This is a genomic window from Vibrio porteresiae DSM 19223 (assembly GCF_024347055.1).
GTDB lineage: Bacteria > Pseudomonadota > Gammaproteobacteria > Enterobacterales > Vibrionaceae > Vibrio > Vibrio porteresiae.
Genome location: NZ_AP024895.1, coordinates 283,234 through 307,001, shown reverse-complemented (window position 1 = coordinate 307,001; position 23,768 = coordinate 283,234). Strand labels below are relative to the sequence as shown.

The 23,768-nt window shown below is 45.0% G+C and carries 19 protein-coding genes, 6 tRNA genes, 3 rRNA genes and 1 pseudogene; 4 read left to right on the top strand and 25 right to left on the bottom strand.

What is annotated here, in order from left to right; all coding sequences use genetic code 11:
• Positions 1-85: 85 nt before the first annotated feature.
• From rplL to OCV11_RS01335, 11 genes are all read right to left on the bottom strand, one after another.
• Entirely contained in the window at positions 86-451 is a 366-nt protein-coding gene (gene rplL / locus OCV11_RS01385) for a 50S ribosomal protein L7/L12 (protein WP_261894533.1), read from the bottom strand.
• A gap of 60 nt (positions 452-511) precedes the next feature.
• Positions 512-1,006 (bottom strand): 50S ribosomal protein L10, encoded by a 495-nt coding sequence (rplJ, locus tag OCV11_RS01380; protein ID WP_261894531.1) that lies wholly within the window; start codon positions 1,004-1,006, stop codon positions 512-514.
• A 260-nt stretch (positions 1,007-1,266) separates the two neighbouring features.
• Entirely contained in the window at positions 1,267-1,968 is a 702-nt protein-coding gene (gene rplA, locus OCV11_RS01375; RefSeq protein WP_261894529.1) for a 50S ribosomal protein L1, read from the bottom strand.
• Between the two features lie 4 nt (positions 1,969-1,972).
• Positions 1,973-2,401: a 50S ribosomal protein L11 gene (gene rplK / locus OCV11_RS01370; RefSeq protein WP_261894527.1), complete on the bottom strand. Its 429-nt coding sequence runs from the start codon at positions 2,399-2,401 to the stop codon at positions 1,973-1,975.
• A gap of 128 nt (positions 2,402-2,529) precedes the next feature.
• Positions 2,530-3,078, bottom strand: a complete 549-nt coding sequence (gene nusG / locus OCV11_RS01365; protein ID WP_261894525.1) for a transcription termination/antitermination protein NusG — start codon at positions 3,076-3,078, stop codon at positions 2,530-2,532.
• A gap of 19 nt (positions 3,079-3,097) precedes the next feature.
• Entirely contained in the window at positions 3,098-3,478 is a 381-nt protein-coding gene (gene secE / locus OCV11_RS01360) for a preprotein translocase subunit SecE (RefSeq protein WP_261894523.1), read from the bottom strand.
• Between the two features lie 234 nt (positions 3,479-3,712).
• Positions 3,713-4,897 carry an elongation factor Tu gene (gene tuf, locus OCV11_RS01355; protein WP_261894522.1) on the bottom strand — a complete coding sequence of 395 codons (1,185 nt, stop codon included), beginning with the start codon at positions 4,895-4,897 and terminating at the stop codon, positions 3,713-3,715.
• A gap of 105 nt (positions 4,898-5,002) precedes the next feature.
• A tRNA-Thr gene (locus tag OCV11_RS01350) sits at positions 5,003-5,078 on the bottom strand.
• A 13-nt stretch (positions 5,079-5,091) separates the two neighbouring features.
• A tRNA-Gly gene (locus OCV11_RS01345) sits at positions 5,092-5,166 on the bottom strand.
• Positions 5,167-5,201: 35 nt separating this feature from the next.
• Positions 5,202-5,286, bottom strand: a tRNA-Tyr gene (locus OCV11_RS01340).
• A 35-nt stretch (positions 5,287-5,321) separates the two neighbouring features.
• Positions 5,322-5,397, bottom strand: a tRNA-Thr gene (locus tag OCV11_RS01335).
• A gap of 207 nt (positions 5,398-5,604) precedes the next feature.
• Between OCV11_RS01335 and coaA the strand changes: the two genes are divergently transcribed.
• Positions 5,605-6,528, top strand: coding sequence for a type I pantothenate kinase (gene coaA, locus OCV11_RS01330; protein WP_261894521.1), 924 nt, complete (start codon positions 5,605-5,607; stop codon positions 6,526-6,528).
• Positions 6,529-6,600: 72 nt separating this feature from the next.
• Here the strand turns inward: coaA and birA are convergent, their stop codons facing one another.
• Both birA and murB read right to left on the bottom strand, forming a co-directional pair.
• Positions 6,601-7,563 (bottom strand): bifunctional biotin--[acetyl-CoA-carboxylase] ligase/biotin operon repressor BirA, encoded by a 963-nt coding sequence (birA, locus tag OCV11_RS01325; RefSeq protein WP_261894520.1) that lies wholly within the window; start codon positions 7,561-7,563, stop codon positions 6,601-6,603.
• Positions 7,560-8,606 carry a UDP-N-acetylmuramate dehydrogenase gene (gene murB / locus OCV11_RS01320; RefSeq protein WP_261894519.1) on the bottom strand — a complete coding sequence of 349 codons (1,047 nt, stop codon included), beginning with the start codon at positions 8,604-8,606 and terminating at the stop codon, positions 7,560-7,562. The genes birA and murB overlap by 4 nt, the downstream gene beginning before the upstream one ends.
• A 64-nt stretch (positions 8,607-8,670) precedes the next feature.
• Between murB and OCV11_RS01315 the strand changes: the two genes are divergently transcribed.
• Complete coding sequence (locus OCV11_RS01315; protein WP_261894518.1) at positions 8,671-9,105, top strand: GNAT family N-acetyltransferase; 435 nt, start codon at positions 8,671-8,673, stop codon at positions 9,103-9,105.
• Positions 9,106-9,192: 87 nt separating this feature from the next.
• Positions 9,193-10,533 (top strand): CDP-diacylglycerol--serine O-phosphatidyltransferase, encoded by a 1,341-nt coding sequence (gene pssA, locus OCV11_RS01310; protein ID WP_261894516.1) that lies wholly within the window; start codon positions 9,193-9,195, stop codon positions 10,531-10,533.
• Between the two features lie 248 nt (positions 10,534-10,781).
• On the opposite strand, the gene OCV11_RS01305 is transcribed toward pssA, so the two are convergent.
• The 12 genes and pseudogenes from OCV11_RS01305 to trxA form a co-directional block, all read right to left on the bottom strand.
• Positions 10,782-10,858 (bottom strand) — tRNA-Asp (locus tag OCV11_RS01305).
• A gap of 47 nt (positions 10,859-10,905) precedes the next feature.
• Positions 10,906-11,021 (bottom strand): 5S ribosomal RNA (gene rrf / locus OCV11_RS01300).
• An 86-nt stretch (positions 11,022-11,107) separates the two neighbouring features.
• Positions 11,108-13,994, bottom strand: a 23S ribosomal RNA gene (locus OCV11_RS01295).
• Between the two features lie 341 nt (positions 13,995-14,335).
• Positions 14,336-14,411: transfer RNA gene (locus tag OCV11_RS01290), tRNA-Glu, on the bottom strand.
• A gap of 108 nt (positions 14,412-14,519) precedes the next feature.
• A 16S ribosomal RNA gene (locus OCV11_RS01285) occupies positions 14,520-16,062 on the bottom strand.
• The 16S, 23S and 5S rRNA genes sit together here with 2 tRNA genes alongside, the layout of an rRNA operon.
• Positions 16,063-16,516: 454 nt before the next feature.
• Positions 16,517-17,224 (bottom strand): NAD(P)H-flavin reductase, encoded by a 708-nt coding sequence (gene fre / locus OCV11_RS01280; protein ID WP_261894514.1) that lies wholly within the window; start codon positions 17,222-17,224, stop codon positions 16,517-16,519.
• A gap of 15 nt (positions 17,225-17,239) precedes the next feature.
• Positions 17,240-17,509, bottom strand: a complete 270-nt coding sequence (locus OCV11_RS01275; protein WP_261894512.1) for a 2Fe-2S iron-sulfur cluster-binding protein — start codon at positions 17,507-17,509, stop codon at positions 17,240-17,242.
• Positions 17,506-17,967: a UbiD family decarboxylase gene (locus OCV11_RS25035; protein ID WP_373332811.1), complete on the bottom strand. Its 462-nt coding sequence runs from the start codon at positions 17,965-17,967 to the stop codon at positions 17,506-17,508. Before OCV11_RS25035 ends, OCV11_RS01275 begins: the two co-directional genes overlap by 4 nt.
• An 11-nt stretch (positions 17,968-17,978) precedes the next feature.
• A pseudogene (gene ubiD, locus OCV11_RS01270) lies at positions 17,979-19,359 on the bottom strand (4-hydroxy-3-polyprenylbenzoate decarboxylase); the annotation flags it as partial.
• A gap of 116 nt (positions 19,360-19,475) precedes the next feature.
• A complete protein-coding gene (locus OCV11_RS01265) occupies positions 19,476-20,459 on the bottom strand; it encodes a hypothetical protein (RefSeq protein WP_261894508.1) in 984 nt (327 codons plus the stop codon).
• A gap of 101 nt (positions 20,460-20,560) precedes the next feature.
• Positions 20,561-21,820, bottom strand: coding sequence for a transcription termination factor Rho (rho, locus tag OCV11_RS01260; RefSeq protein ID WP_261896203.1), 1,260 nt, complete (start codon positions 21,818-21,820; stop codon positions 20,561-20,563).
• Positions 21,821-22,021: 201 nt separating this feature from the next.
• Complete coding sequence (trxA, locus tag OCV11_RS01255; RefSeq protein WP_261894506.1) at positions 22,022-22,348, bottom strand: thioredoxin TrxA; 327 nt, start codon at positions 22,346-22,348, stop codon at positions 22,022-22,024.
• A gap of 111 nt (positions 22,349-22,459) precedes the next feature.
• On the opposite strand from trxA, the gene rhlB reads away from it, so the two are divergent.
• On the top strand, positions 22,460-23,761 hold the full coding sequence (rhlB, locus tag OCV11_RS01250; protein WP_261894505.1) for an ATP-dependent RNA helicase RhlB: 1,302 nt from the start codon (positions 22,460-22,462) through the stop codon (positions 23,759-23,761).
• The last annotated feature ends 7 nt before the right edge of the window (positions 23,762-23,768 follow it).

The following is a 23,768-nucleotide window of genomic DNA, read 5'->3' as shown; positions in this document are numbered from 1 at the left end:
AAACTCGTCGAGACCCTACAGCGCAAAAAGGCCGGTGGTCATTAAACCACCAGCCATTAGCCATTACGGCTATGAAATTAAGAAATTACTTAACTTCAACAGTCGCACCAGCTTCTTCTAGTTCTTTCTTAAGAGCTTCAGCTTCTTCTTTAGAAACAGCTTCTTTAACAGCAGCTGGAGCGCCGTCAACTAGAGCTTTAGCTTCTTTAAGACCTAGGCCAGTTGCGCCACGTACTGCTTTGATAACAGAAACTTTGTTCGCACCAGCAGAAGCTAGGATAACGTTGAATTCAGTTTGCTCTTCAACAGCAGCAGCAGCTGGACCACCAGCAACTACAGCAGCAGCAGCAGAAACACCGAATTTCTCTTCCATTGCTTCGATTAGTTCAACAACTTGCATTACAGACATTTCTGCAACTGCGTCTAGGATTTGCTCGTTAGTAATAGACATAACAATTCTCTTTTAAGTCAACAATAAGTTTATTTTGCAACCAATAAAAAGCAAGCTTTATTAAGCAACAGCTTCTTGTTTCTGGTCGCGAACAGCAGCAATAGTACGTACCAATTTGCCAGCAGAAGCTTCTTTCATGCACATCATCAAACGTGCGATTGCTTCGTTGTAAGTTGGTAGTGTAGCTAGTACTTCTACGTCAGCTAAAGCGCCTTCAAATGCAGCAGCTTTGATCTCAAATGCTTTGTTCTCTTTAGCGAAGTCTTTGAAAAGACGCGCTGCAGCACCTGGGTGCTCGTTAGAGAAGCCGATCAAAGTTGGACCTACGAATACGTCTTGTAGACATTCGTAAGACGTGCCTTCTACTGCGCGACGAGCTAGAGTGTTGCGAACAACTTTTAGGTAAACACCAGCTTCACGAGCTTGTTTACGTAGAGTTGTCATTGCAGCAACTTGAACGCCACGAGAGTCAGCAACAACTGCAGAAAGTGCACCACTGGCCGCTTCGTTGACTTCAGCAACAATTGCTTTTTTGTCTTGAAGATTTAATGCCATGTTGGATTAACTCCTGGTTGTCGTTACACCACTCACTATTATCACAACAGTGAGAGTTATTGAGGTGCATTCCCAGAAGAAAGATATTAAATAGAGCTTTCGTCAGGTTCGGGCACCATCTACGTAGGAACGATTAAGTTATCTTGCGATAACGCCTACGGTCTTGGACGGAGACTGCGTTTCAGTAAGAACTGAACTCAGCCCCAACCACAAATATTAGGCGCAGAATTATACACTAATTTTGCGCCTAAGCAAATGCATTAAATAGCAGCAGATAGTGTTGCTTGATCTACTGATACACCAGCACCCATAGTGGTAGAGATGCTTACTTTCTTAACGTAAACACCTTTTGCTGCTGATGGTTTTGCTTTTTTAAGAGCAACTAGAAGAGCTTCTAGGTTTTCTTTGATTTGTGCAGCGTCGAAAGACACTTTACCAATCGTAGTATGAACGATACCGTTCTTGTCGTTACGGTAACGAACCTGACCAGCTTTAGCGTTCTTAACAGCTTCAGCAACGTTAGGAGTTACAGTACCAACTTTAGGGTTTGGCATAAGACCACGTGGACCAAGGATGGTACCAAGTTGACCTACAACGCGCATTGCATCTGGAGATGCGATAACTACGTCGAAGTTCATCTCGCCTTTCTTAACTTGGTCAGCTAGATCTTCCATACCTACTAGGTCAGCGCCTGCAGCTTTAGCAGCTTCAGCGTTTGCACCTTGAGTAAATACAGCAACACGTACATCACGACCAGTACCGTGTGGTAGCACAGTTGCGCCACGAACGTTTTGGTCAGATTTACGAGCGTCGATACCTAGGTTAACAGCAACGTCAACAGATTCAACGAATTTAGCAGTAGCTAGTTCTTTAAGAAGAGCAACAGCTTCGTTGATGTCGTACTCTTTAGTTACATCCACTTTTTCGCGGATAGTACGCATGCGTTTAGTTAGTTTAGCCATTGTATTAACCCTCTACCACTAGGCCCATTGAACGAGCAGTACCCGCAATAGAACGCTTCATAGCTTCAACGTCTGCACCAGTCATATCAGCAGCTTTAGTTTCTGCGATTTCTTGGATTTGAGCTTCAGTTACTGTACCCACTTTGTTAGTGTTAGGGCGACCTGAACCAGACTTGATGCCTGCTGCTTTCTTAAGAAGAACTGCTGCTGGTGGAGTCTTAGTTTCGAATGTGAACGAACGGTCACTGTATACAGTGATAACAACTGGAGTTGGTAGACCTTTTTCTAGAGATTCTGTACGTGCGTTGAACGCTTTACAGAATTCCATGATGTTCACACCACGTTGACCTAGAGCAGGACCAACTGGTGGACTTGGGTTTGCCATACCAGCTGCAACTTGCAGCTTGATATAAGCTTCAACTTTCTTAGCCATGATATTTCCTAAAATTTGGGTTCAAACGCTAATCTATGATCAGCTCCCCGATTTACAATAGAGACCTGTAAAAAGGCGCGAAATTATAATCAGATTTCGCGCCTTAAACAAGACTAAAAGATGTTTTTTTAATCAAGTTTTTCAACTTGACCAAATTCAAGCTCAACAGGAGTTGCACGGCCAAAGATCGATACCGATACTTTCAGGCGGCTTTTCTCGTAGTCAACTTCTTCAACTGTACCGTTAAAGTCAGCAAATGGACCTTCGTTAACACGAACCACTTCACCCGCTTCAAACATAGTTTTAGGACGAGGAGCTTCACTTGCTTTTTCAAGACGGTTCAGAATCGCGTCAGCTTCTTTATCAGTAATTGGTGCTGGACGATCAGAAGTACCACCGATGAAACCCATCACACGTGGCACGCTACGTACTAAGTGCCATGATTCATCGTTCATAACCATTTGCACAAGCACATAGCCAGGGAAGAATTTGCGTTCACTCTTACGGCGTTGACCAGCACGCATCTCAACCACTTCTTCAGTAGGAACAAGAACTTCACCGAAGTGCTCTTCCATACCGTGGATCTTGATGTGTTCGCGTAGAGACTGAGCAACACGACCTTCAAATCCTGAGAAGGCTTGAACTACGTACCAGCGTTTTTTTGGTGCTTCACTCATGTATCTTACCCTCTCTCAATTAAATACCAGTCGCAAAAGCAACTAGGCGTACCATAATGCCGTCAATACCCCACAGCGCTAAGGCCATAACGATGCTAACAGCAAGAACAATTAGTGTAGTTTGCATAGTTTCTTGGCGTGTAGGCCAAACTACTTTGCGAATTTCCATGCGAGATTCACGAGCAAAAATTACTGCAGCTTTACCTTTACTAGTAATAGCAGCAATGCCAAGGGCAGCAGCGATCAAAACGATCACGCCAGCAGCACGAATCACAACGGACATATCTTTGTATAGGTAATTACCCACAACAGCGACAGCTAGCAGAGCAAAAGTGACAACCCACTTGAAGATCTCTGCCGCACTTGAGCTATCAGGAGTTTCAGCAGTTTTTGCTTTCATAAACCAACCTGTCACAAGTCTTACTTCAGACGACAACAACCCCGCTGTTGCAGGGCAAATCCATTTTCAACATTTTGAATGCTGAATCATAACACTTCAGACTAAGAAATGCTCTTAGCCCTACAAATATACTGCTTTCGATTGATTAACAATTCGACAAACCATTCGATAGCAGTTAAAAAGGGCATCAAATGATGCCCTTTTTACTAGTGTTTCGTCAAACGATTATTGCAATTAAGCAACGATCTTAGCTACAACACCAGCACCTACTGTACGACCACCTTCACGAATCGCGAAACGTAGACCTTCGTCCATCGCGATTGGGTGAATTAGTTCTACTGACATGCGAATGTTGTCGCCTGGCATTACCATTTCTACGCCTTCTGGTAGCTGGATGTTACCAGTTACGTCAGTTGTACGGAAGTAGAACTGTGGACGGTAGCCTTTGAAGAATGGAGTGTGACGACCACCTTCATCTTTAGACAGTACGTACACTTCTGATTCGAATTTAGTGTGTGGAGTGATTGAACCTGGTTTAGCTAGTACTTGACCACGTTCAACTTCATCACGTTTAGTACCACGTAGTAGTGCACCAACGTTCTCACCCGCACGACCTTCGTCTAGAAGTTTACGGAACATTTCAACACCAGTACAAGTAGTTGTTGTTGTATCGTGGATACCAACGATTGCAACTTCATCACCTACTTTCAAAATACCACGTTCGATACGGCCAGTTACTACTGTACCACGACCTTGGATTGAGAATACGTCTTCGATTGGCATTAGGAATGGCAGATCGATTGCACGTTCTGGTTCTGGAATGTATTCGTCTAGAGCTTTCGCTAGTTCAACGATTTTCTCTTCCCACTGTGCTTCGCCGTTTAGCGCGCCTAGTGCTGAACCTTGGATTACTGGTAGGTCATCGCCTGGGAAGTCGTATTCAGATAGAAGTTCACGAACTTCCATTTCTACTAGTTCTAGTAGCTCTTCATCGTCAACCATGTCACATTTGTTCATGAATACGATGATGTAAGGAATACCAACCTGACGGCCTAGTAGGATGTGCTCACGAGTTTGTGGCATTGGGCCATCTGTCGCAGCAACAACTAGGATACCGCCGTCCATTTGCGCAGCACCAGTGATCATGTTTTTAACATAGTCAGCGTGTCCTGGGCAGTCTACGTGTGCGTAGTGACGAGTTGGTGTGTCGTATTCTACGTGAGAGGTATTGATTGTGATACCACGTTCACGTTCTTCTGGAGCGTTGTCGATTGACGCGAAGTCACGAGCTGCACCGCCGTATACTTTAGAAAGTACAGTACAGATTGCTGCAGTTAGAGTTGTTTTACCGTGGTCAACGTGGCCGATAGTACCAACGTTTACGTGCGGTTTCGTACGTTCAAATTTTTCTTTAGACATGACTTGTCCCTCTAGGTACGGATTTAGGTGGTTCAAAAAGTATGACCACGTAACCAATAATTATCGGTAGAAAGTATATATGAAAAGGAAAAGTTTGCTTAGAGCTGGTGCTGATAGGCAGAATCGAACTGCCGACCTCATCCTTACCAAGGATGCGCTCTACCGACTGAGCTATATCAGCACACTTAAATGAGTGGAGCGGGCAGCGGGAATCGAACCCGCATCATCAGCTTGGAAGGCTGAGGTAATAGCCATTATACGATGCCCGCAACACGTAACTCTTTGTGCTATTTCCTATTCAATATGGTGGAGGGGGACGGATTCGAACCATCGAAGGCGGAGCCGGCAGATTTACAGTCTGCTCCCTTTGGCCACTCGGGAACCCCTCCAAAAATACATTTCCATTTTCACTACTTGGAGAAAATGGTGCCGACTACCGGAATCGAACTGGTGACCTACTGATTACAAGTCAGTTGCTCTACCTACTGAGCTAAGTCGGCATAAGTGGGGCGCATTCTATTGAATGATTTCATACCTTGCAAGCCCTATTTTCAAAAAAAATCTCTTAAATTGAATCAATTCGCTCTGGATGACTACTTTTTACGCTATTTTTTATTCAATTATGAAATATGGCGCGATTGTCGTTTGCATTCTTCGCCACGTATTGTATGTTCCTTTCTCGCATGTGTGAGATTGTCGAGAATACTATGAGTCCGTACTTGTCTTTTGATCGCGAACAGTGGGCTAATCTACGTAATACCGTCCCAATGACGCTATCAGAGAGTGATCTGAAAGAGCTACAAGGTATCAATGAAAAATTGACGATGAAAGAGGCAGTAGAGATCTATCTACCGCTTGCTCGTTTATTGAATCTGTATGTTGCTGCAAGACAGAACCGCAATACGGTCCTCGAGCAATTCTTAGGCAACAAAGAGAAAGCGCCCCCTTTTATTATCGGTATCGCAGGTAGCGTTGCGGTAGGTAAAAGCACAACAGCTCGCTTGCTCAGAGCACTGCTTTCTCGCTGGGGAAACCATCCTAAAGTGGAACTCATCACCACTGATGGTTTTCTTTATCCAAATAAAGTGTTGCAAGCAAAAAATATCATGCACAAAAAGGGATTTCCTGAATCCTATGATATTCGTAAGCTCGTACAATTTGTTTCGGATGTAAAAGCAGGGGAACGCCATGTGGTTGCTCCCGTCTATTCACACGTCACTTATGATATTACCGACGAGCAAAAAGTGGTGGATTGCCCTGATGTGCTGATTATTGAAGGGTTAAACGTACTGCAAAGTGGTATGGACTACCCTCATGCACCTCATACCGTGTTTATTTCTGATTTTCTCGATTTTTCGATTTATGTCGATGCGGATACTCGTTTAATCGAAGAGTGGTATGTTGACCGCTTTATGTCATTCCGCTTTAGCGCGTTTACCAAACCTGGCTCTTACTTTAGCCATTACACACAGCTATCCGAAGAAGCGGCAGTTGAAAAAGCACAGACCATTTGGCACACCATTAATGGTAAAAACTTGCAGCAAAACATTCTACCGACAAAATTTCGCGCCCAACTCATCTTGCGCAAAGGCGACAATCATACGGTAGAAGAAATTCTTTTACGTAAATAGCGTTAATAATTCGACAAAAAAGAGACCGATGGGTCTCTTTTTTTATGAGTAGGAAGGCTGATTGGTTGACCGCTAATCATTACGACGTAAAGATATTTCACCACCAATAAAGCTTTTTAATCCTTCATTTGTTTCAAGCAGAACGCCACCATGTGAATCTATACCTCGTTCGATACCCGTCACTTCATTATTTCCCATGATTAAACGAATGGGACGATCGAGAAAGTTATCTAAGCGATTCCAACGAGTAACGAAGTCTTGCATGCCATGAACTTCGTAATTTTTTAATGCTTTATCGAGCGTCTTAATAAAAGAGACCACTAATTGGTTACGATCCAGCTGATCGTTACCGATCACTTCAGCCAAACTTGTCCAAGGTTGATCTATCGTGCCCTTTTTATCTTGCATCGCTAAGTTCATCCCCATGCCAATAACCAAGTTAGCTGCACCTCCGGCCTGTCCAGACATCTCAACCAGAATCCCAGCGAGCTTCTTATCATTGTGATACAAGTCATTTGGCCATTTCAGTTTGACACCCTCAATACCAAGGCTTTCAATCGCCTCTGCAATTGCGACACCAACGACTAAACTCAGTCCCATCGCTGCCGCCATTCCGGCTTCTAGACGCCAAAAGATCGAAAAATACAGGTTGGTACCAAATGGCGATACCCATTGACGTCCACGACGACCTCGACCTTGCGATTGATACTCTGCGACACACACTGTACCAGAGGCGAGCGTCTCGGTTCGGTCTAAAAGAAACTGGTTGGTTGAATCAATAATCGGGTGTAACTCAACAGGGTTACTGACTTGGCTTTGAATAAGATCGTGACTTAGCATAATGAAAGGCTGTGCTAATTGATAACCTTTCCCCTGCACACGAAATATATCGACACCCCACTCTTGGATCCCTTGGATGTGCTTACTAATTGCAGCACGAGTTATACCAAGTTGTTGACCTAAGGACTCACCAGAGTGAAATACACCATCGGACAAGGTGTTTAGTAAACTCAATTTCACACTATGATCTTTCACTCAGGGTTCTCCATTAATTGTGATAGGTATACTTCTCTGTCTGCCGCCATAAAGCGAACTTCATGTTCTAGCTTAATCTGATATAGCTGATAAACCGTGTTATACACATGAGCAGCCAATTCAATTACATCTTGCGCGGTCGCATCACCCGTTTGGTTAACGATAACCAATGCTTGGTTTGGATGGACACGAGCTCCACCGATACTAATGCCTTTCAGACCAGCTTTATCAATTAACCATCCCGCCGCGACCTTCATCTCATCCCCTGCGGGGTAGGCGACTATATCCGGGAATTGATTCAATAAGCTTTGGTACTGCTCTTGAGATATGACAGGATTTTTAAAGAAGCTGCCTGCATTTCCCTGCTTTGCTGGATCTGGCAATTTTTCTTGGCGAATATGGCACACAGTGTCATAAATGGTTTGCGCAGAACTGTCATGTTCAAGCACTTTTAACGGTCCATATTGCAAGCGAGGTTGCCATGCTTTTGTCAATTTAAGGCCGACAGCGACTACAACTGCCTTGTTAAATAAGCGATGTTTAAATACAGAATCACGATAGCCAAATTGGCATTCAGCAAGAGTTAAGCGCTTTACTTCAAAACTCTCTAAGCAGAGATAGTCGACATATTGGCAGACATCTTTGAATTCAACACCATAAGCACCGATATTCTGGACAGGTGCAGAGCCTGCGCATCCAGGTATGAGCGCAAGATTTTCCAAACCAGGCATTGAGTGACTCACGCTCCATTGCACCAAATCTGGCCAATCCTCACCCGCCCCTACGTGTAAGTAAAAAGCGTCCGAGTCTTCAGTGTGAGTAATACCCATAATACGGTTAACAATCACCAATCCTTGGTAAGGTTGAGTAAACAACATATTACTGCCCTTACCAATGATGAGTTTGGTTTTCTCTTGCCAATCAGGGTGACGATAGATCCATTTGAGATCATCAACGGATTCAGCGATCGCCAATTGTTCACACTGTTGATCAATACCAAACGTGTGGTAAGGCTTTAATGATATATCGAGATGAAATTGCATGGCTTTCTTGTAATCTATTAAACTCTAAGCATTCTACAACAGATACCGATGCAGAACAGAACAAATGCCTACTCTACAGTTTGAAACTCTTGATCCCATCAAGATTCCGTTAATTAAGCGCTTCTATAAGCAACATTATCCAGGAGCCAAGCCTAAAAGTGATGAGCTTATTATTGTCGCTTATCAAGAGGCAGAAATGGTAGCACTTGTCCGCTTTAGAACCGTCGGCCAATTTCGTCTTTTAACTGGCATGGCGGTAGCAGATAATCTTCGCAATCAAGGCATTGGACAACAACTACTCGCTTATTGTGTTCAACATGTTCTGACGCCTCAAGATTACTGTTTTGCTTATTCACATCTGGATCGTTTCTATCAACAGAGTTATTTTGTATCGATTGATGAAAATGAGCTCCCACCGGACTTAAAAATGCTATTCCAGCGCTACACTCAGCATGGTAAGAATCTCATTCCTATGCATTTTCTTCAGGATGAGACGTAGAATGGACACCATTCCTAGCCATCTAACTAGCGAATTTGGTAGAATACTTAGTCCGCAATTTTGCACATATAAAGGTAAAGCATCCCTATGATTGCTCGTAGACACCCTGTCAAAAAGCTGCCAGCGATTGCGCTATCTCCAGAGAATTTTAATGTCCTGTTCTCTGCTAAAGAATTTCGCGCCCAGTTGATCGAATCAATACGTCATGCAACAAAACGTATTTATATCGTCGCACTGTATCTAGAAAATGATGAGGCAGGACGTGAGATACTGACAGAAATATATGAAGCAAAACAGCGTAACCCAGGTTTAGATATCAACATCTGTGTTGACTGGCATCGTGCCCAACGCGGTCTGATTGGTGCGGCATCTTCACAAGGTAATTCAGCTATGTACGCTGAGTATGCTCAAAAATATGAGCATGCCGTTCCGGTATATGGCATTCCAGTGCGCGGTCGAGAAGTTTTTGGTGTACTGCACCTTAAAGGTTTCATTATCGATGACAAAGTGATTTATAGTGGCGCAAGTCTCAACAACGTATATCTACACTACAAAGAACGTTATCGTTTCGACCGATACCATACGATTGAAAGTACCGACCTTGCCAACTCTATGGTGAATTACGTACAAAACTCAATGATTGCCCATCCTGCTGTCTATGACCTATCAGCCAGTGATAAACCGAAGACGAAAGAAATTAGAATCGACATTCGTCAGTTCCGTGCATCATTGACACAATCTCTCTATCAGTTTGAACCACAAAAAATTGCTTCTGATAAGGTGGGGATTACCCCGCTGGTTGGCATCGGTAAAAGACGTAATTTTTTAAATCAGACCATTATTCAAATGATTGCTCAAGCGAAAGAAGAGATTTTCATTTGTACGCCTTACTTTAACTTCCCTAAAAGCGTTGCTAAAGAAGTGAAAAGGGCGATACGCCGTGGGGTTAAAGTAGATATCGTGATTGGCGATAAAACCGCGAACGATTTCTATATCTCTCCAGAGCAAGAGTTTAAAACGATTGGTGGGTTACCCTACCTATATGAATTAAATCTTCGTCGCTTTGCTCGTATCAATGAAGCGAACATCGCTGGACGTAAGCTTTCTATCCACCTGTGGAAACATGAAGAAAATAGTTTTCACCTGAAAGGAATTTCGGTGGATAAACGTTATATGTTACTAACGGGTAATAACCTAAATCCTAGAGCGTGGAAATTGGACTTAGAGAATGCACTGTTAGTACGTGATGAAAATCAGCTCCTTCAAGATCAATTTGAAAAAGAGAAAGCGAATATCCTGCAGCATACGCATTTGATTGGCAGTTATATGCAAATTGAACAGATGGAAAATTATCCAGCCCCTGTTCAGCGCCTGATTCGTAGAATCACTCGAGTCAGCGCAGACCGAGTGTTAAAACAAATTCTGTAACTCATTGAAATCATTACTAAGCCACTCCTTCACGAGTGGCTTTTTTTTGTATCGTGATACTACGACATGACGTCAGGAAACAAAGTCTGGACTTGCGAATGTTGGAAACGTTCCATCACAGAAACGCTAGCTAGAAGCAATTCAAAGCTACAAGCTACAACGATGAAAAGAAGAAGAGAAATCTGTGGATATTGCTAAAATCCAAAGCAAAAAAGCCTCAGTCTTTCGACTGAGGCTTCTTTAATTAGTGGCGGAACGGACGGGACTCGAACCCGCGACCCTCGGCGTGACAGGCCGATATTCTAACCAACTGAACTACCGCTCCGCTGTATTCTTATTAACAAGATATCCATCTCGCTAATGCAATTTAAAGCCTGGCGATGTCCTACTCTCACATGGGGAAACCCCACACTACCATCGGCGCTAATTTGTTTCACTTCTGAGTTCGGCATGGAATCAGGTGGGTCCAAATCGCTATGGTCGCCAAGCAAATTCTTTAATTTAGAAAGCTGTTTCAAGTCTCAACACAATTCAAGTGTCTTAATCGAGTCCTACAAAACCCTTTTGGTGTTGTATGGTTAAGTCTCACGGGCAATTAGTACAGGTTAGCTCAACGCCTCACAACGCTTACACACCCTGCCTATCAACGTTCTAGTCTCGAACAACCCTTTAGGACGCTTATAGCGCCAGGGAGAACTCATCTCAAGGCTCGCTTCCCGCTTAGATGCTTTCAGCGGTTATCGATTCCGAACTTAGCTACCGGGCAATGCGTCTGGCGACACAACCCGAACACCAGAGGTTCGTCCACTCCGGTCCTCTCGTACTAGGAGCAGCCCCTTTCAATTCTCCAACGCCCACGGCAGATAGGGACCGAACTGTCTCACGACGTTCTAAACCCAGCTCGCGTACCACTTTAAATGGCGAACAGCCATACCCTTGGGACCGACTTCAGCCCCAGGATGTGATGAGCCGACATCGAGGTGCCAAACACCGCCGTCGATATGAACTCTTGGGCGGTATCAGCCTGTTATCCCCGGAGTACCTTTTATCCGTTGAGCGATGGCCCTTCCATTCAGAACCACCGGATCACTATGACCTGCTTTCGCACCTGCTCGAACCGTCATTCTCGCAGTTAAGCGGGCTTATGCCATTGCACTAACCTCACGATGTCCAACCGTGATTAGCCCACCTTCGTGCTCCTCCGTTACTCTTTGGGAGGAGACCGCCCCAGTCAAACTACCCACCAGGCACTGTCCTTGTCCCAGATAATGGGACTAAGTTAGAACATCAAACATACAAGGGTGGTATTTCAAGGTCGACTCCACGAAAACTGGCGTCTTCGCTTCATAGCCTCCCACCTATCCTACACATGTAGGCTCAATGTTCAGTGCCAAGCTGTAGTAAAGGTTCACGGGGTCTTTCCGTCTAGCCGCGGGTACACTGCATCTTCACAGCGATTTCAATTTCACTGAGTCTCGGGTGGAGACAGCGTGGCCATCATTACGCCATTCGTGCAGGTCGGAACTTACCCGACAAGGAATTTCGCTACCTTAGGACCGTTATAGTTACGGCCGCCGTTTACCGGGGCTTCGATCAAGAGCTTCGCTTGCGCTAACCCCATCAATTAACCTTCCGGCACCGGGCAGGCGTCACACCGTATACGTCATCTTACGATTTTGCACAGTGCTGTGTTTTTAATAAACAGTTGCAGCCACCTGGTATCTGCGACTCTCAATAGCTCCATCCGCGAGGGACTTCACCGTCGAGAGCGTACCTTCTCCCGAAGTTACGGTACCATTTTGCCTAGTTCCTTCACCCGAGTTCTCTCAAGCGCCTTGGTATTCTCTACCCGACCACCTGTGTCGGTTTGGGGTACGATTCCTTACAATCTGAAGCTTAGAGGCTTTTCCTGGAAGCATGGCATCAATGACTTCACACCCTTGGGTGCTCGACATCGTGTCTCAGTCTTAGGTGTCCGGATTTGCCTAAACACCCAACCTACACACTTGAACTTGGACGACCGTCGCCAAGCCCACCTAGCCTTCTCCGTCCCCCCATCGCAATTGTAAGAAGTACGGGAATATTAACCCGTTTCCCATCGACTACGCATTTCTGCCTCGCCTTAGGGGTCGACTTACCCTGCCCCGATTAACGTTGGACAGGAACCCTTGGTCTTCCGGCGTGGAGGTTTTTCACCCCCATTATCGTTACTCATGTCAGCATTCGCACTTCTGATACCTCCAGCAAGCTTTACAACTCACCTTCAACGGCTTACAGAACGCTCCCCTACCCAATACAATAAATTGCATTGCCGCAGCTTCGGTTTATAGCTTAGCCCCGTTACATCTTCCGCGCAGGCCGACTCGACTAGTGAGCTATTACGCTTTCTTTAAATGATGGCTGCTTCTAAGCCAACATCCTAGCTGTCTAAGCCTTCCCACATCGTTTCCCACTTAGCTATAATTTGGGACCTTAGCTGGCGGTCTGGGTTGTTTCCCTCTTCACGACGGACGTTAGCACCCGCCGTGTGTCTCCCGGATAGTACTTACTGGTATTCGGAGTTTGCAAAGGGTTGGTAAGTCGGGATGACCCCCTAGCCTTAACAGTGCTCTACCCCCAGTAGTATTCGTCCGAGGCGCTACCTAAATAGCTTTCGGGGAGAACCAGCTATCTCCGAGTTTGATTGGCCTTTCACCCCTAGCCACAAGTCATCCGCTAATTTTTCAACATTAGTCGGTTCGGTCCTCCAGTTGATGTTACTCAACCTTCAACCTGCCCATGGCTAGATCACTCGGTTTCGGGTCTATATCCAGAGACTGTGCGCCCAGTTAAGACTCGGTTTCCCTACGGCTCCCCTAAACGGTTAACCTTGCCACTGAATATAAGTCGCTGACCCATTATACAAAAGGTACGCAGTCACCCCACAAAGGAGGCTCCTACTGCTTGTACGTACACGGTTTCAGGTTCTATTTCACTCCCCTCACAGGGGTTCTTTTCGCCTTTCCCTCACGGTACTGGTTCACTATCGGTCAGTCAGGAGTATTTAGCCTTGGAGGATGGTCCCCCCATGTTCAGACAGGATAACACGTGTCCCGCCTTACTCGTTTTCACTTACTATGCGTTATCAGCTACGGGGCTATCACCCTGTATCGCGGCCCTTTCCAGAGCCTTCGCCTGACGCATAATAAGCTTAAGGGCTAATCCAATTTCGCTCGCCGCTACTTTCGGAATCTCGGTTGATTTCTTTTCCTCGGGGTACTTAGATGTTTCAGTTCTCCCGGTTCGCTTCTTTAACCTATGTATTCAGTTAAAGATAACTGCTTATGCAGTTGGGTTTCCCCATTCGGAAATCGTAGACTCAAGTGGCTCTTACTGCCTCATCTACGCTTATCGCAAGTTAGTACGTCCTTCATCGCCTCTGACTGCCAAGGCATCCACCGTGTACGCTTAGTCACTTAACCATACAACCCAAAAAAGTTTCGAGTTGATGAACAAGTCACCAAGGTTGTCTGCATTTTTATACATGTTGCAGACTCGATATTGCCGAACTCAATTTTCCTCTTATCTCCGCTTTGAAAAAGCAGAAGCAAAAGGTTTACTTAAAAAGTAAATCCAAGAACACTTGAATGTGTTTTTGTTTGTCTTCATAACGAAGACAATTGAGAACTTTACAAACAATCTTCTATTTCATTGAAATAAAACATTGTTTTGTCAGCTTTCCAAATTGTTAAAGAGCAAAGATTTTCTTTCATTACGAAAGTAAAACCATTTTTAAGAACACTTAAGCAAATGTGCTTAAAGATGGTATCCCGTAGGGGAGTCGAACCCCTGTTACCGCCGTGAAAGGGCGGTGTCCTAGGCCTCTAGACGAACGGGACACAATATACTCTGCGCCAATTGGCTGAGGGCAGAGGAATCTAACGCGGTGCTCTCTTTTATTAAACCGTATCAATCTGTGTGAACACTCATCGCAATAATCTTCGTATTAAGGAGGTGATCCAGCGCCAGGTTCCCCTAGCGCTACCTTGTTACGACTTCACCCCAGTCATGAACCACAAAGTGGCAAGCGTCCTCCCGAAGGTTAAACTACCTGCTTCTTTTGCAGCCCACTCCCATGGTGTGACGGGCGGTGTGTACAAGGCCCGGGAACGTATTCACCGTGGCATTCTGATCCACGATTACTAGCGATTCCGACTTCATGGAGTCGAGTTGCAGACTCCAATCCGGACTACGACATACTTTTTGGGATTCGCACACTTTCGCAAGTTAGCCGCCCTCTGTATATGCCATTGTAGCACGTGTGTAGCCCTACTCGTAAGGGCCATGATGACTTGACGTCGTCCCCACCTTCCTCCGGTTTATCACCGGCAGTCTCCCTGGAGTTCCCGACATTACTCGCTGGCAAACAAGGATAAGGGTTGCGCTCGTTGCGGGACTTAACCCAACATTTCACAACACGAGCTGACGACAGCCATGCAGCACCTGTCTCAGAGTTCCCGAAGGCACCAAAGCATCTCTGCTAAGTTCTCTGGATGTCAAGAGTAGGTAAGGTTCTTCGCGTTGCATCGAATTAAACCACATGCTCCACCGCTTGTGCGGGCCCCCGTCAATTCATTTGAGTTTTAATCTTGCGACCGTACTCCCCAGGCGGTCTACTTAACGCGTTAGCTCCGAAAGCCACGGCTCAAGGCCACAACCTCCAAGTAGACATCGTTTACGGCGTGGACTACCAGGGTATCTAATCCTGTTTGCTCCCCACGCTTTCGCATCTGAGTGTCAGTGTCTGTCCAGGGGGCCGCCTTCGCCACCGGTATTCCTCCAGATCTCTACGCATTTCACCGCTACACCTGGAATTCTACCCCCCTCTACAGCACTCTAGCCTGCCAGTTTCAAATGCGATTCCGAGGTTAAGCCCCGGGCTTTCACATCTGACTTAACAGACCACCTGCATGCGCTTTACGCCCAGTAATTCCGATTAACGCTCGCACCCTCCGTATTACCGCGGCTGCTGGCACGGAGTTAGCCGGTGCTTCTTCTGCAGCTAACGTCAAATGATGAGAGTATTAATCTCACCATCTTCCTCACTGCTGAAAGTACTTTACAACCCGAAGGCCTTCTTCATACACGCGGCATGGCTGCATCAGGCTTGCGCCCATTGTGCAATATTCCCCACTGCTGCCTCCCGTAGGAGTCTGGACCGTGTCTCAGTTCCAGTGTGGCTGATCATCCTCTCAGACCAGCTAGGGATCGTCGCCTTGGTGAGCCCTTACCTCACCAACTAGCTAATCCCATCTGGGCGTATCCGATAGCGAAAGGTCCGAAGATCCCCTTCTTTGCTCTTGCGAGGTTATGCGGTATTAGCCATCGTTTCCAATGGTTATCCCCCTCTATCGGGCAACTTCCCAGACATTACTCACCCGTCCGCCGCTCGCCACCCAAGGAACAAGTTCCTCTGTGCTGCCGCTCGACTTGCATGTGTTAGGCCTGCCGCCAGCGTTCAATCTGAGCCATGATCAAACTCTTCAATTAAAAGTTTTTTCGGCTCAATGAATACTGAATAAATTGACTGTGCTAAGTCCGAAGACTTAATTGGTCACTCAGTTCATTGAAACCATTGTGCTTCCTAAGAAGCTATGATTATCATCAACGAGTGCCCACACAGATTGATAGGTTTAAATTGTTAAAGAGCTTGCTTTTCAAGAACTTTTCTTTCGAAGCGGAGGTGCATTCTAGCGATTTCGTTGTCAGTGTCAAACACTTTTTTCAACTTTCTCATTCGAGCGTCTTATCCTCTTACTGATACTGCTGAAGCCTTGTGGCGTCTGCCGTGTCAGTGAGGGCGCATTATAGGGAGTAATTAAAAAGCCGCAAGCGATTTTTGCAAAAAAACGATAAAAATGGAGCGTTCGCTGCTTGTGTGTACAAATAGGCGAAAAAAAGGGCATTTTTGCCCTTTTTAGATGATCTGACTGATGAAGAAAACTTAAATAAATGCGTAAGCGTCTGCAAACATCCGATCTGAATTCGCTTGTTTATTTAGAACAAACTGGTCACGAGCAGCACCCGCCATTTCAAAACGACCTGCTAGATAGATATCAAATTCTTCTAACGTTGCAAAATCTTGACTCACAGCTTGAAGAACATTACCTACTTTACCAGTCCAACTCTCATCTTGGTGTTCAACGACTGGAACAAAGTGAATATTGGCATGAGTGCTAGCAAGAGCCACGAGCTCATCAAATGCATAAAGCTGCGATTTGTCCTTAGCACCCCAATATAGATAGGTAGGCTGTGACCATTGATGAGCGATCACATCGTCAAGGATTGAACGAACGTAACTAAAGCCAGTACCACCAGCAATCAGAAGTAAAGGACGTTCGCTTTCTTGAAGAGAGGCTTTGCCATGGGGAACATCAATTTCCACGCTATCTTGAGTTGTCAAAGCATTACGCATTTTTTCCACCACTTCGCCCGCATAAGCATTATGCTCAGCCGCGCCGATGTGCAGTTCCAATTCCCCTGCTCTCGTGGGCGAATTAGCAATAGAAAATGGACGCTTATCTTTTAGACCCATCACGACCATTAGGTATTGACCGGCTTTGAAGGTAACAGTGCTTTCTGGCTGCAAAAGAATTTTATAAGTATTACTTGCCAAAGCATCTATCGACTTTACTTTACAATTTACAATCATGGTGTTCCTCTAAACTTACTCTTCAAAAGTAAGTACTAAATCACTTTCAGGGGAAGCTTGGCACGCAAACACCCAACCTAACTGCTGCTCTTTTTCTGTCAGCATGGGCTCAAGTTGATAACTCACTTCACCTTCTACTTTTCGACATAGGCATGCAGCACATGCACCAACCTGACAACGATGTGGAAAGGAAATCTGCTGGTTGAGCGCAGCCTCTAACACCGTTTGCCCAGGTTCAACCTCAAACTGGATGTTACTAGGAAGTAATATAACAGTATGGGTCATAGGATATCTAACTCATCCCATAATTCATCAATCTTAGCTACCAGTTTAGGATCTTTCTTAATTGGCGTCCCCCACTCACGCTGAACTTCACCATTAAATTTATTGGTGGCATCCATTGCTAATAGAGAGCTACGCCCACCAGCAGCTTTAACACGCAACGAATCCCGTTCAGGATCCATTCGCGTCGTGATTGCCCAGATCACGTCTTTCCAATCGTGAATATTCACATCCAAATCGAACAGGGCAATAAACTTCACATCGTGACATTCCGATAATGCATTGATTACCGCCTGCAATACGTCCTCAGATTGTCCCGCCTCATCTTTTTCCATATTGATTAAGACAAAGCGTCCTTGTGCTGACTCTGGTAAGTGAATATCTCGGATTCGCGGATATTGCAATTTCACAGCGTCTATTAAAGACCTCTCAGCACCTGTTTTCGAGGACACCGCATTCATTTGGGTCATCGCCAATTCAGGCTCCCACTTAATAGTGGCATCCATCCCCAACTTTGAACCAAGGCCAACCACTGGCGAAGCAAAATCAAGCGAATCGATGGGAGTATTTTCAATAAAGAGTGAGTCAGCAACCGGCGCCATGTTATCCGTCATTGCTTTAATAACGTCATCCCAGTTACGAGGGTCAACACTCTCATCACAGACAATGACATACTTGGTGTACATAAATTGGCGCAAGAAAGACCACACACCCATCATCACTCGCTTCGCATGTCCCGGATACTGCTTCTTCATAGTCACTACTGCCAATCGGTAAGAACAACCTTCTGGCGGTAAATAAAAATCAGCAATCTCAGGAAATTGCTTTTGTAGAATAGGAACAAAGACTTCATTCAATGCCACACCAAGAACGGCAGGCTCATCTGGTGGACGACCAGTATAAGTACTGTGATAAATGGGTTTGTTGCGCATAGAGACATGGGTCACCGTGAAGACACGATGCATCTCTACTTCATTGTAGTAACCGGTATGATCGCCATAAGGCCCCTCTTGAGCATACTCATTTGGGTCGATGTAACCTTCTAATACCAACTCAGCACTGGCAGGAATATCGAGATCATTACTTAACGATTTGGTGACTTCAGATCGGCTGCCACGTAGAAGCCCAGCAAAGGCATATTCAGACAAGGTATCAGGAATAGGCGTGACGGCAGCAAGAATCGTAGCAGGGTCAGCACCAAACGCGACAGAAACAGGAAATGGCTTACCGGGGTTTGCTTCTTGCCAGTCTTGAAAATCCAATGCCCCACCGCGATGAGCAAGCCAACGCATTATGATTTTATTCTTCCCAATTTTTTGCTGGCGATAAATGCCGATGTTTTGTCGCTTTTTAGTTGGTCCCTTGGTGACGGTGAGCCCCCAAGTCATTAACGGTGCGACATCATCAGCCCAACAGCTCATTACCGGGATTTTATCGAGATCGACTTCGTCACCTTGCCAGATCACTTCCTGACATGGAGCACGACGCACACGCTTAGCCGGCATATTCAGTACCTGTTTAAATACAGGTAATTTTTCAAATGCCTCTTTTAAACCACGTGGTGGCTCAGGCTCTTTTAGATAAGCAAGCCACTTACCCACTTCACGCAAGCCTTGCACATCCTCTCTTCCCATACCTAACGCCACACGCTCTGGTGTACCAAAGAGGTTGGTGAGTACCGGCATATCATAACCAATAGGATTTTCAAATAACAAAGCAGGGCCACCAGCACGCAAGGTGCGATCGCTGATCTCTGTCATTTCATAATGAGGATCAATAGGATGAGCTATGCGTTTTAATAGCCGATTTTTTTCCAAATAAGCTATAAATTCGGGTAAGTCCTTAAAAATCATGGGTGTTTCAACGCTATTTAGGATGAAAGCAGTATAACAAAAAGTCCGATTGCTCGTTTCTTCTTTTTCACAAAAACCCAAACTGGATTAGAAGATCTTGCCTTCGCGTTTCATTACTAACGATTTAACACCTGCATAATTGCATTGGCTTTTACTTGCTTATTGGAGTCGAGCAACTCTTGTAACCACGATTGCTGTCCCTGCTCGACTAACGTACTAGCGACGCTCACTACATCATCATCGTCAGACAGTCGGCCAACTAGGAAGGTTTTGACTTCTTCACTCATCGGATTAATTTGTGCTAAATCACGAATGGCTTGATCCTTTAAACGAGGATTTTGAGCTGCGAGCATTAATTGAGAAATGGCGAATTTATCATGACGCTTAGATAATCTATCCAGTTCTGATTCAATCGCCGAATCCGCTCGCATCAACCATAACAACTTATAGATCTCTTGGTTTTGGCTAATTTGAGCCAAACGCACCATGACAGCAGAAGAAGGTAACCAACTCGTCACCTTAACATTGGTCAGTTGGTTCACTAACGCTTGAATAGCCCCGACAGACAATCGATCCAACTCCTGAATCAACAGTTTTTCGTGTGACAAACTCTCTGACCCAGACAACCACTCTTTCAAATTCAGCTCTTTCAATTCTGCCCTTAATACAAAATCGACAGCACGCTGATCTTGTTTCCAATGTTTTAGCAGCCTTAAACCAATTGAAGAATAGTTAAATGCAGGCACAGAAAACTCATAGCCATCGCCTTTTTCTGTGATTTGGTAAACAGGAAGAATACGGTTTTGCAGTTGAACAAAATCAACTAAAGAGGATGAGAGCGACAAACCTTGCTGCTCCATTTTTTGAAATAGCAAAAAACGAGCGGCTTCTTGCTGAGGCAACGCGAGACGCTGCAAAGCAAAATTAAGTGCATCTATATTGTCTTGAATCGCGTAGTCATACAACTGATCCACTTTATGCTGCAGTGTTACGTCCTGTAGTAAATACTGCTGCTCAGTAGTCGACATGTCCACCGCAGAGGCGGAGCCAGTGTAAAGCGCTAACGATAAAAGAAGCGAGCACAACATTCCTTGTTGCATAATTACTCCTTATTTTCATTCTCGTTAAGTGTGGCTGGACACTCACCAGAATGCAAACAAAAACACCACCCTAAAAGGTGGTGTTTTTCTACCAATCTGACTTATTGACGACGCATCGCGTCGAAGAATTCGTCGTTGGTTTTAGTCATCGCCAATTTGTCGATGAGGAATTCCATTGCATCAGATTCGCCCATTGGGTGCACGATCTTACGTAGAATCCACATTTTTTGTAGCTCATCAGTCTTAGTCAACAACTCTTCGCGACGAGTACCAGAACGGTTGAAGTCAATTGCAGGGAAAACACGTTTCTCAGCAATCTTACGGTTCAAGTGCAGTTCCATGTTACCTGTACCTTTGAACTCTTCGTAAATAACTTCATCCATTTTAGAACCCGTATCTACTAGTGCTGTTGCGATGATAGTTAAGCTACCACCTTCTTCAACATTACGAGCAGCACCGAAGAAACGTTTTGGACGATGTAACGCGTTGGCATCCACACCACCGGTCAGGACTTTACCTGAAGAAGGCACAACGGTGTTGTATGCACGAGCAAGACGAGTGATAGAGTCGAGAAGAATAACAACGTCTTTTTTGTGCTCTACTAAACGCTTAGCTTTTTCGATAACCATTTCAGCCACTTGTACGTGACGAGAAGCTGGCTCATCGAATGTAGACGCAACGACTTCACCTTTAACTAGGCGTTGCATCTCAGTTACTTCTTCAGGACGTTCGTCGATAAGAAGTACCATAAGCACACATTCAGGATGGTTGCTGGCAATGCTTTGTGCAATGTTTTGCAACAGCATTGTTTTACCTGCTTTTGGCGGAGCAACGATTAGACCACGTTGACCTTTACCAATTGGAGCAGCTAAATCAAGAACACGCGCAGTAATATCTTCTGTTGAACCGTTACCACGTTCCATAACCATACGTTCATTGGCATGTAGAGGAGTTAAGTTTTCAAAGAGGATTTTATTGCGGGCGTTATCAGGTTTGTCATCGTTAACAGTGTTCACTTTTAGAAGTGCAAAGTAACGCTCACCTTCTTTAGGCGGACGGATTTTCCCAGCGATTGAGTCGCCTGTACGCAAGTTAAAGCGGCGGATCTGGCTTGGAGACACATAAATATCATCTGGACCGGCCAGATATGAGCTGTCTGCGCTGCGTAGGAAACCAAAACCGTCTTGCAGAATTTCCAGCACCCCGTCGCCAAAGATATCTTCACCACTTTTTGCGTGCGCTTTAAGGATGGCGAAGATGATATCTTGTTTTCTCAGGCGTGCTAGATTTTCAAGGCCTAGGCTTTCACCAAGTTTCACAAGATCAGACACAGGTCTGTTCTTCAATTCAGTTAGATTCATTGTGGTGGATACTTGTTTAGTCAAAATAGGATCTGTTTTCTAGTTAAGTAAGAAGGATTTGGTCTCAGGATTGACCAAGAAGTGAACACTTGTTTAATTAACGTGCGATAAACTAGCACTAAAACATAGCCTAGTCTAGAAATTGTTTTTTTCAAAAAACAAACCGCACATATTTCTATGTACGGTTTATGTAAATGTGAATTATAGGTTTGCGTCTAGGAATTCTTTAAGTTGAGTCTTCGACAATGCACCTACTTTTGTTGCAGCAACACTACCATCTTTAAACAAAAGAAGCGTTGGAATACCACGAATACCATATTTAGGTGGTGTACCTGCGTTTTGGTCGATGTTTAGTTTACCGATAGTGAGCTTGCCTTCGTATTCTTCTGCGACTTCGTCAAGAATTGGAGCAATCATTTTACAAGGACCACACCATTCTGCCCAAAAATCAACAAGAACAGGGCCTGCAGCATTGATTACATCAGCTTCAAAACTATCATCTGTTAGCTGCAAAAATTTATCACTCATCTTCCACTCCACTGTGTTTTTCTGAACTGGTTGCATACTAACCAGTAAATAGATGCTCTATTGGAATGTATTTACTTCCATATTGCAAGCCTAGGCTGATATTCTATAGCTATGAAAAAGACGCATATCACAGAGCAAAAATTCGCCGACTTCGGTTTACACCCGCAAGTCATTGATGGACTGAATAAAAAAGGGTTCGAATATTGCACCCCGATTCAGGCCATGGCGTTGCCGGTACTGCTCGCCGGCCAAGACATTGCAGGCCAGGCCCAAACGGGGACTGGTAAGACGCTTGCGTTTCTTACTGCTACCTTTAACCATTTGCTAGTGACACCTGAACATGAAGGTCGTCAGCCAACTCAACCTCGCGCCATCATTATGGCTCCGACCCGCGAATTGGCGATTCAGATCTATCATGACGCAGAGTGTCTAATTGAGAGCACAGGCCTCAAAGCAGCGCTCGCCTATGGAGGTGAAAGCTACGATAAACAGTTAGCCAAGCTTCAAGAAGGTGTTGATGTTCTGATCGGTACCACCGGTCGTATCATCGATTTTTACAAACAACGTGCGTTTAATCTAAACAACATTCAAGCGGTTGTATTGGATGAAGCAGACCGTATGTTTGACCTTGGCTTTATTAAAGACATCCGTTTCCTATTCCGTCGTATGCCGGAGCCGAAAGATCGTCTCAATATGCTGTTTTCAGCCACTCTGTCTTACCGAGTGCAAGAATTGGCGTTTGAACACATGAACACCCCTGAACATGTGGTGGTGGAACCATCGCAAAAAACCGGTGCTCTGATTAAAGAAGAATTGTTCTATCCGTCTAACGAACACAAAATGGCGCTACTACAAACTCTTATCGAAGAAGAGTGGCCAGATCGCGCGATTATTTTTGCGAATACCAAACACCAATGCGAAAAAATTTGGGGTCATCTTGCAGCAGACCAACACCGTGTTGGCCTATTAACTGGCGATGTACCACAGAAGAAACGTGAGCGTATTCTTGAAGAATTCACTCGCGGCGAATTGGACATTTTGGTTGCAACCGACGTTGCTGCTCGTGGCCTGCACATTCCACAAGTAACTCACGTCTTTAACTATGACTTACCTGACGATTGTGAAGATTACGTACACCGCATTGGTCGTACAGGTCGCGCAGGCGCAAGTGGTAACTCAATCAGTTTTGCTTGTGAACAATACGCAGTAAACCTACCAGGCATCGAAGAGTACATCGAGCACTCAATTCCTATGTCTGAGTATGATGCAACTGCCCTGCTCACTGATTTGCCAAAACCGATTATTCTACGTAAGAACCCACAACAACGTCGTACCAACACCGGCGGCGCACGCAACTCGGGTAAACGTAAACCACAACGTCGTTCACATCCTAATCAGAAAAAGGATTCGTAATTCACTC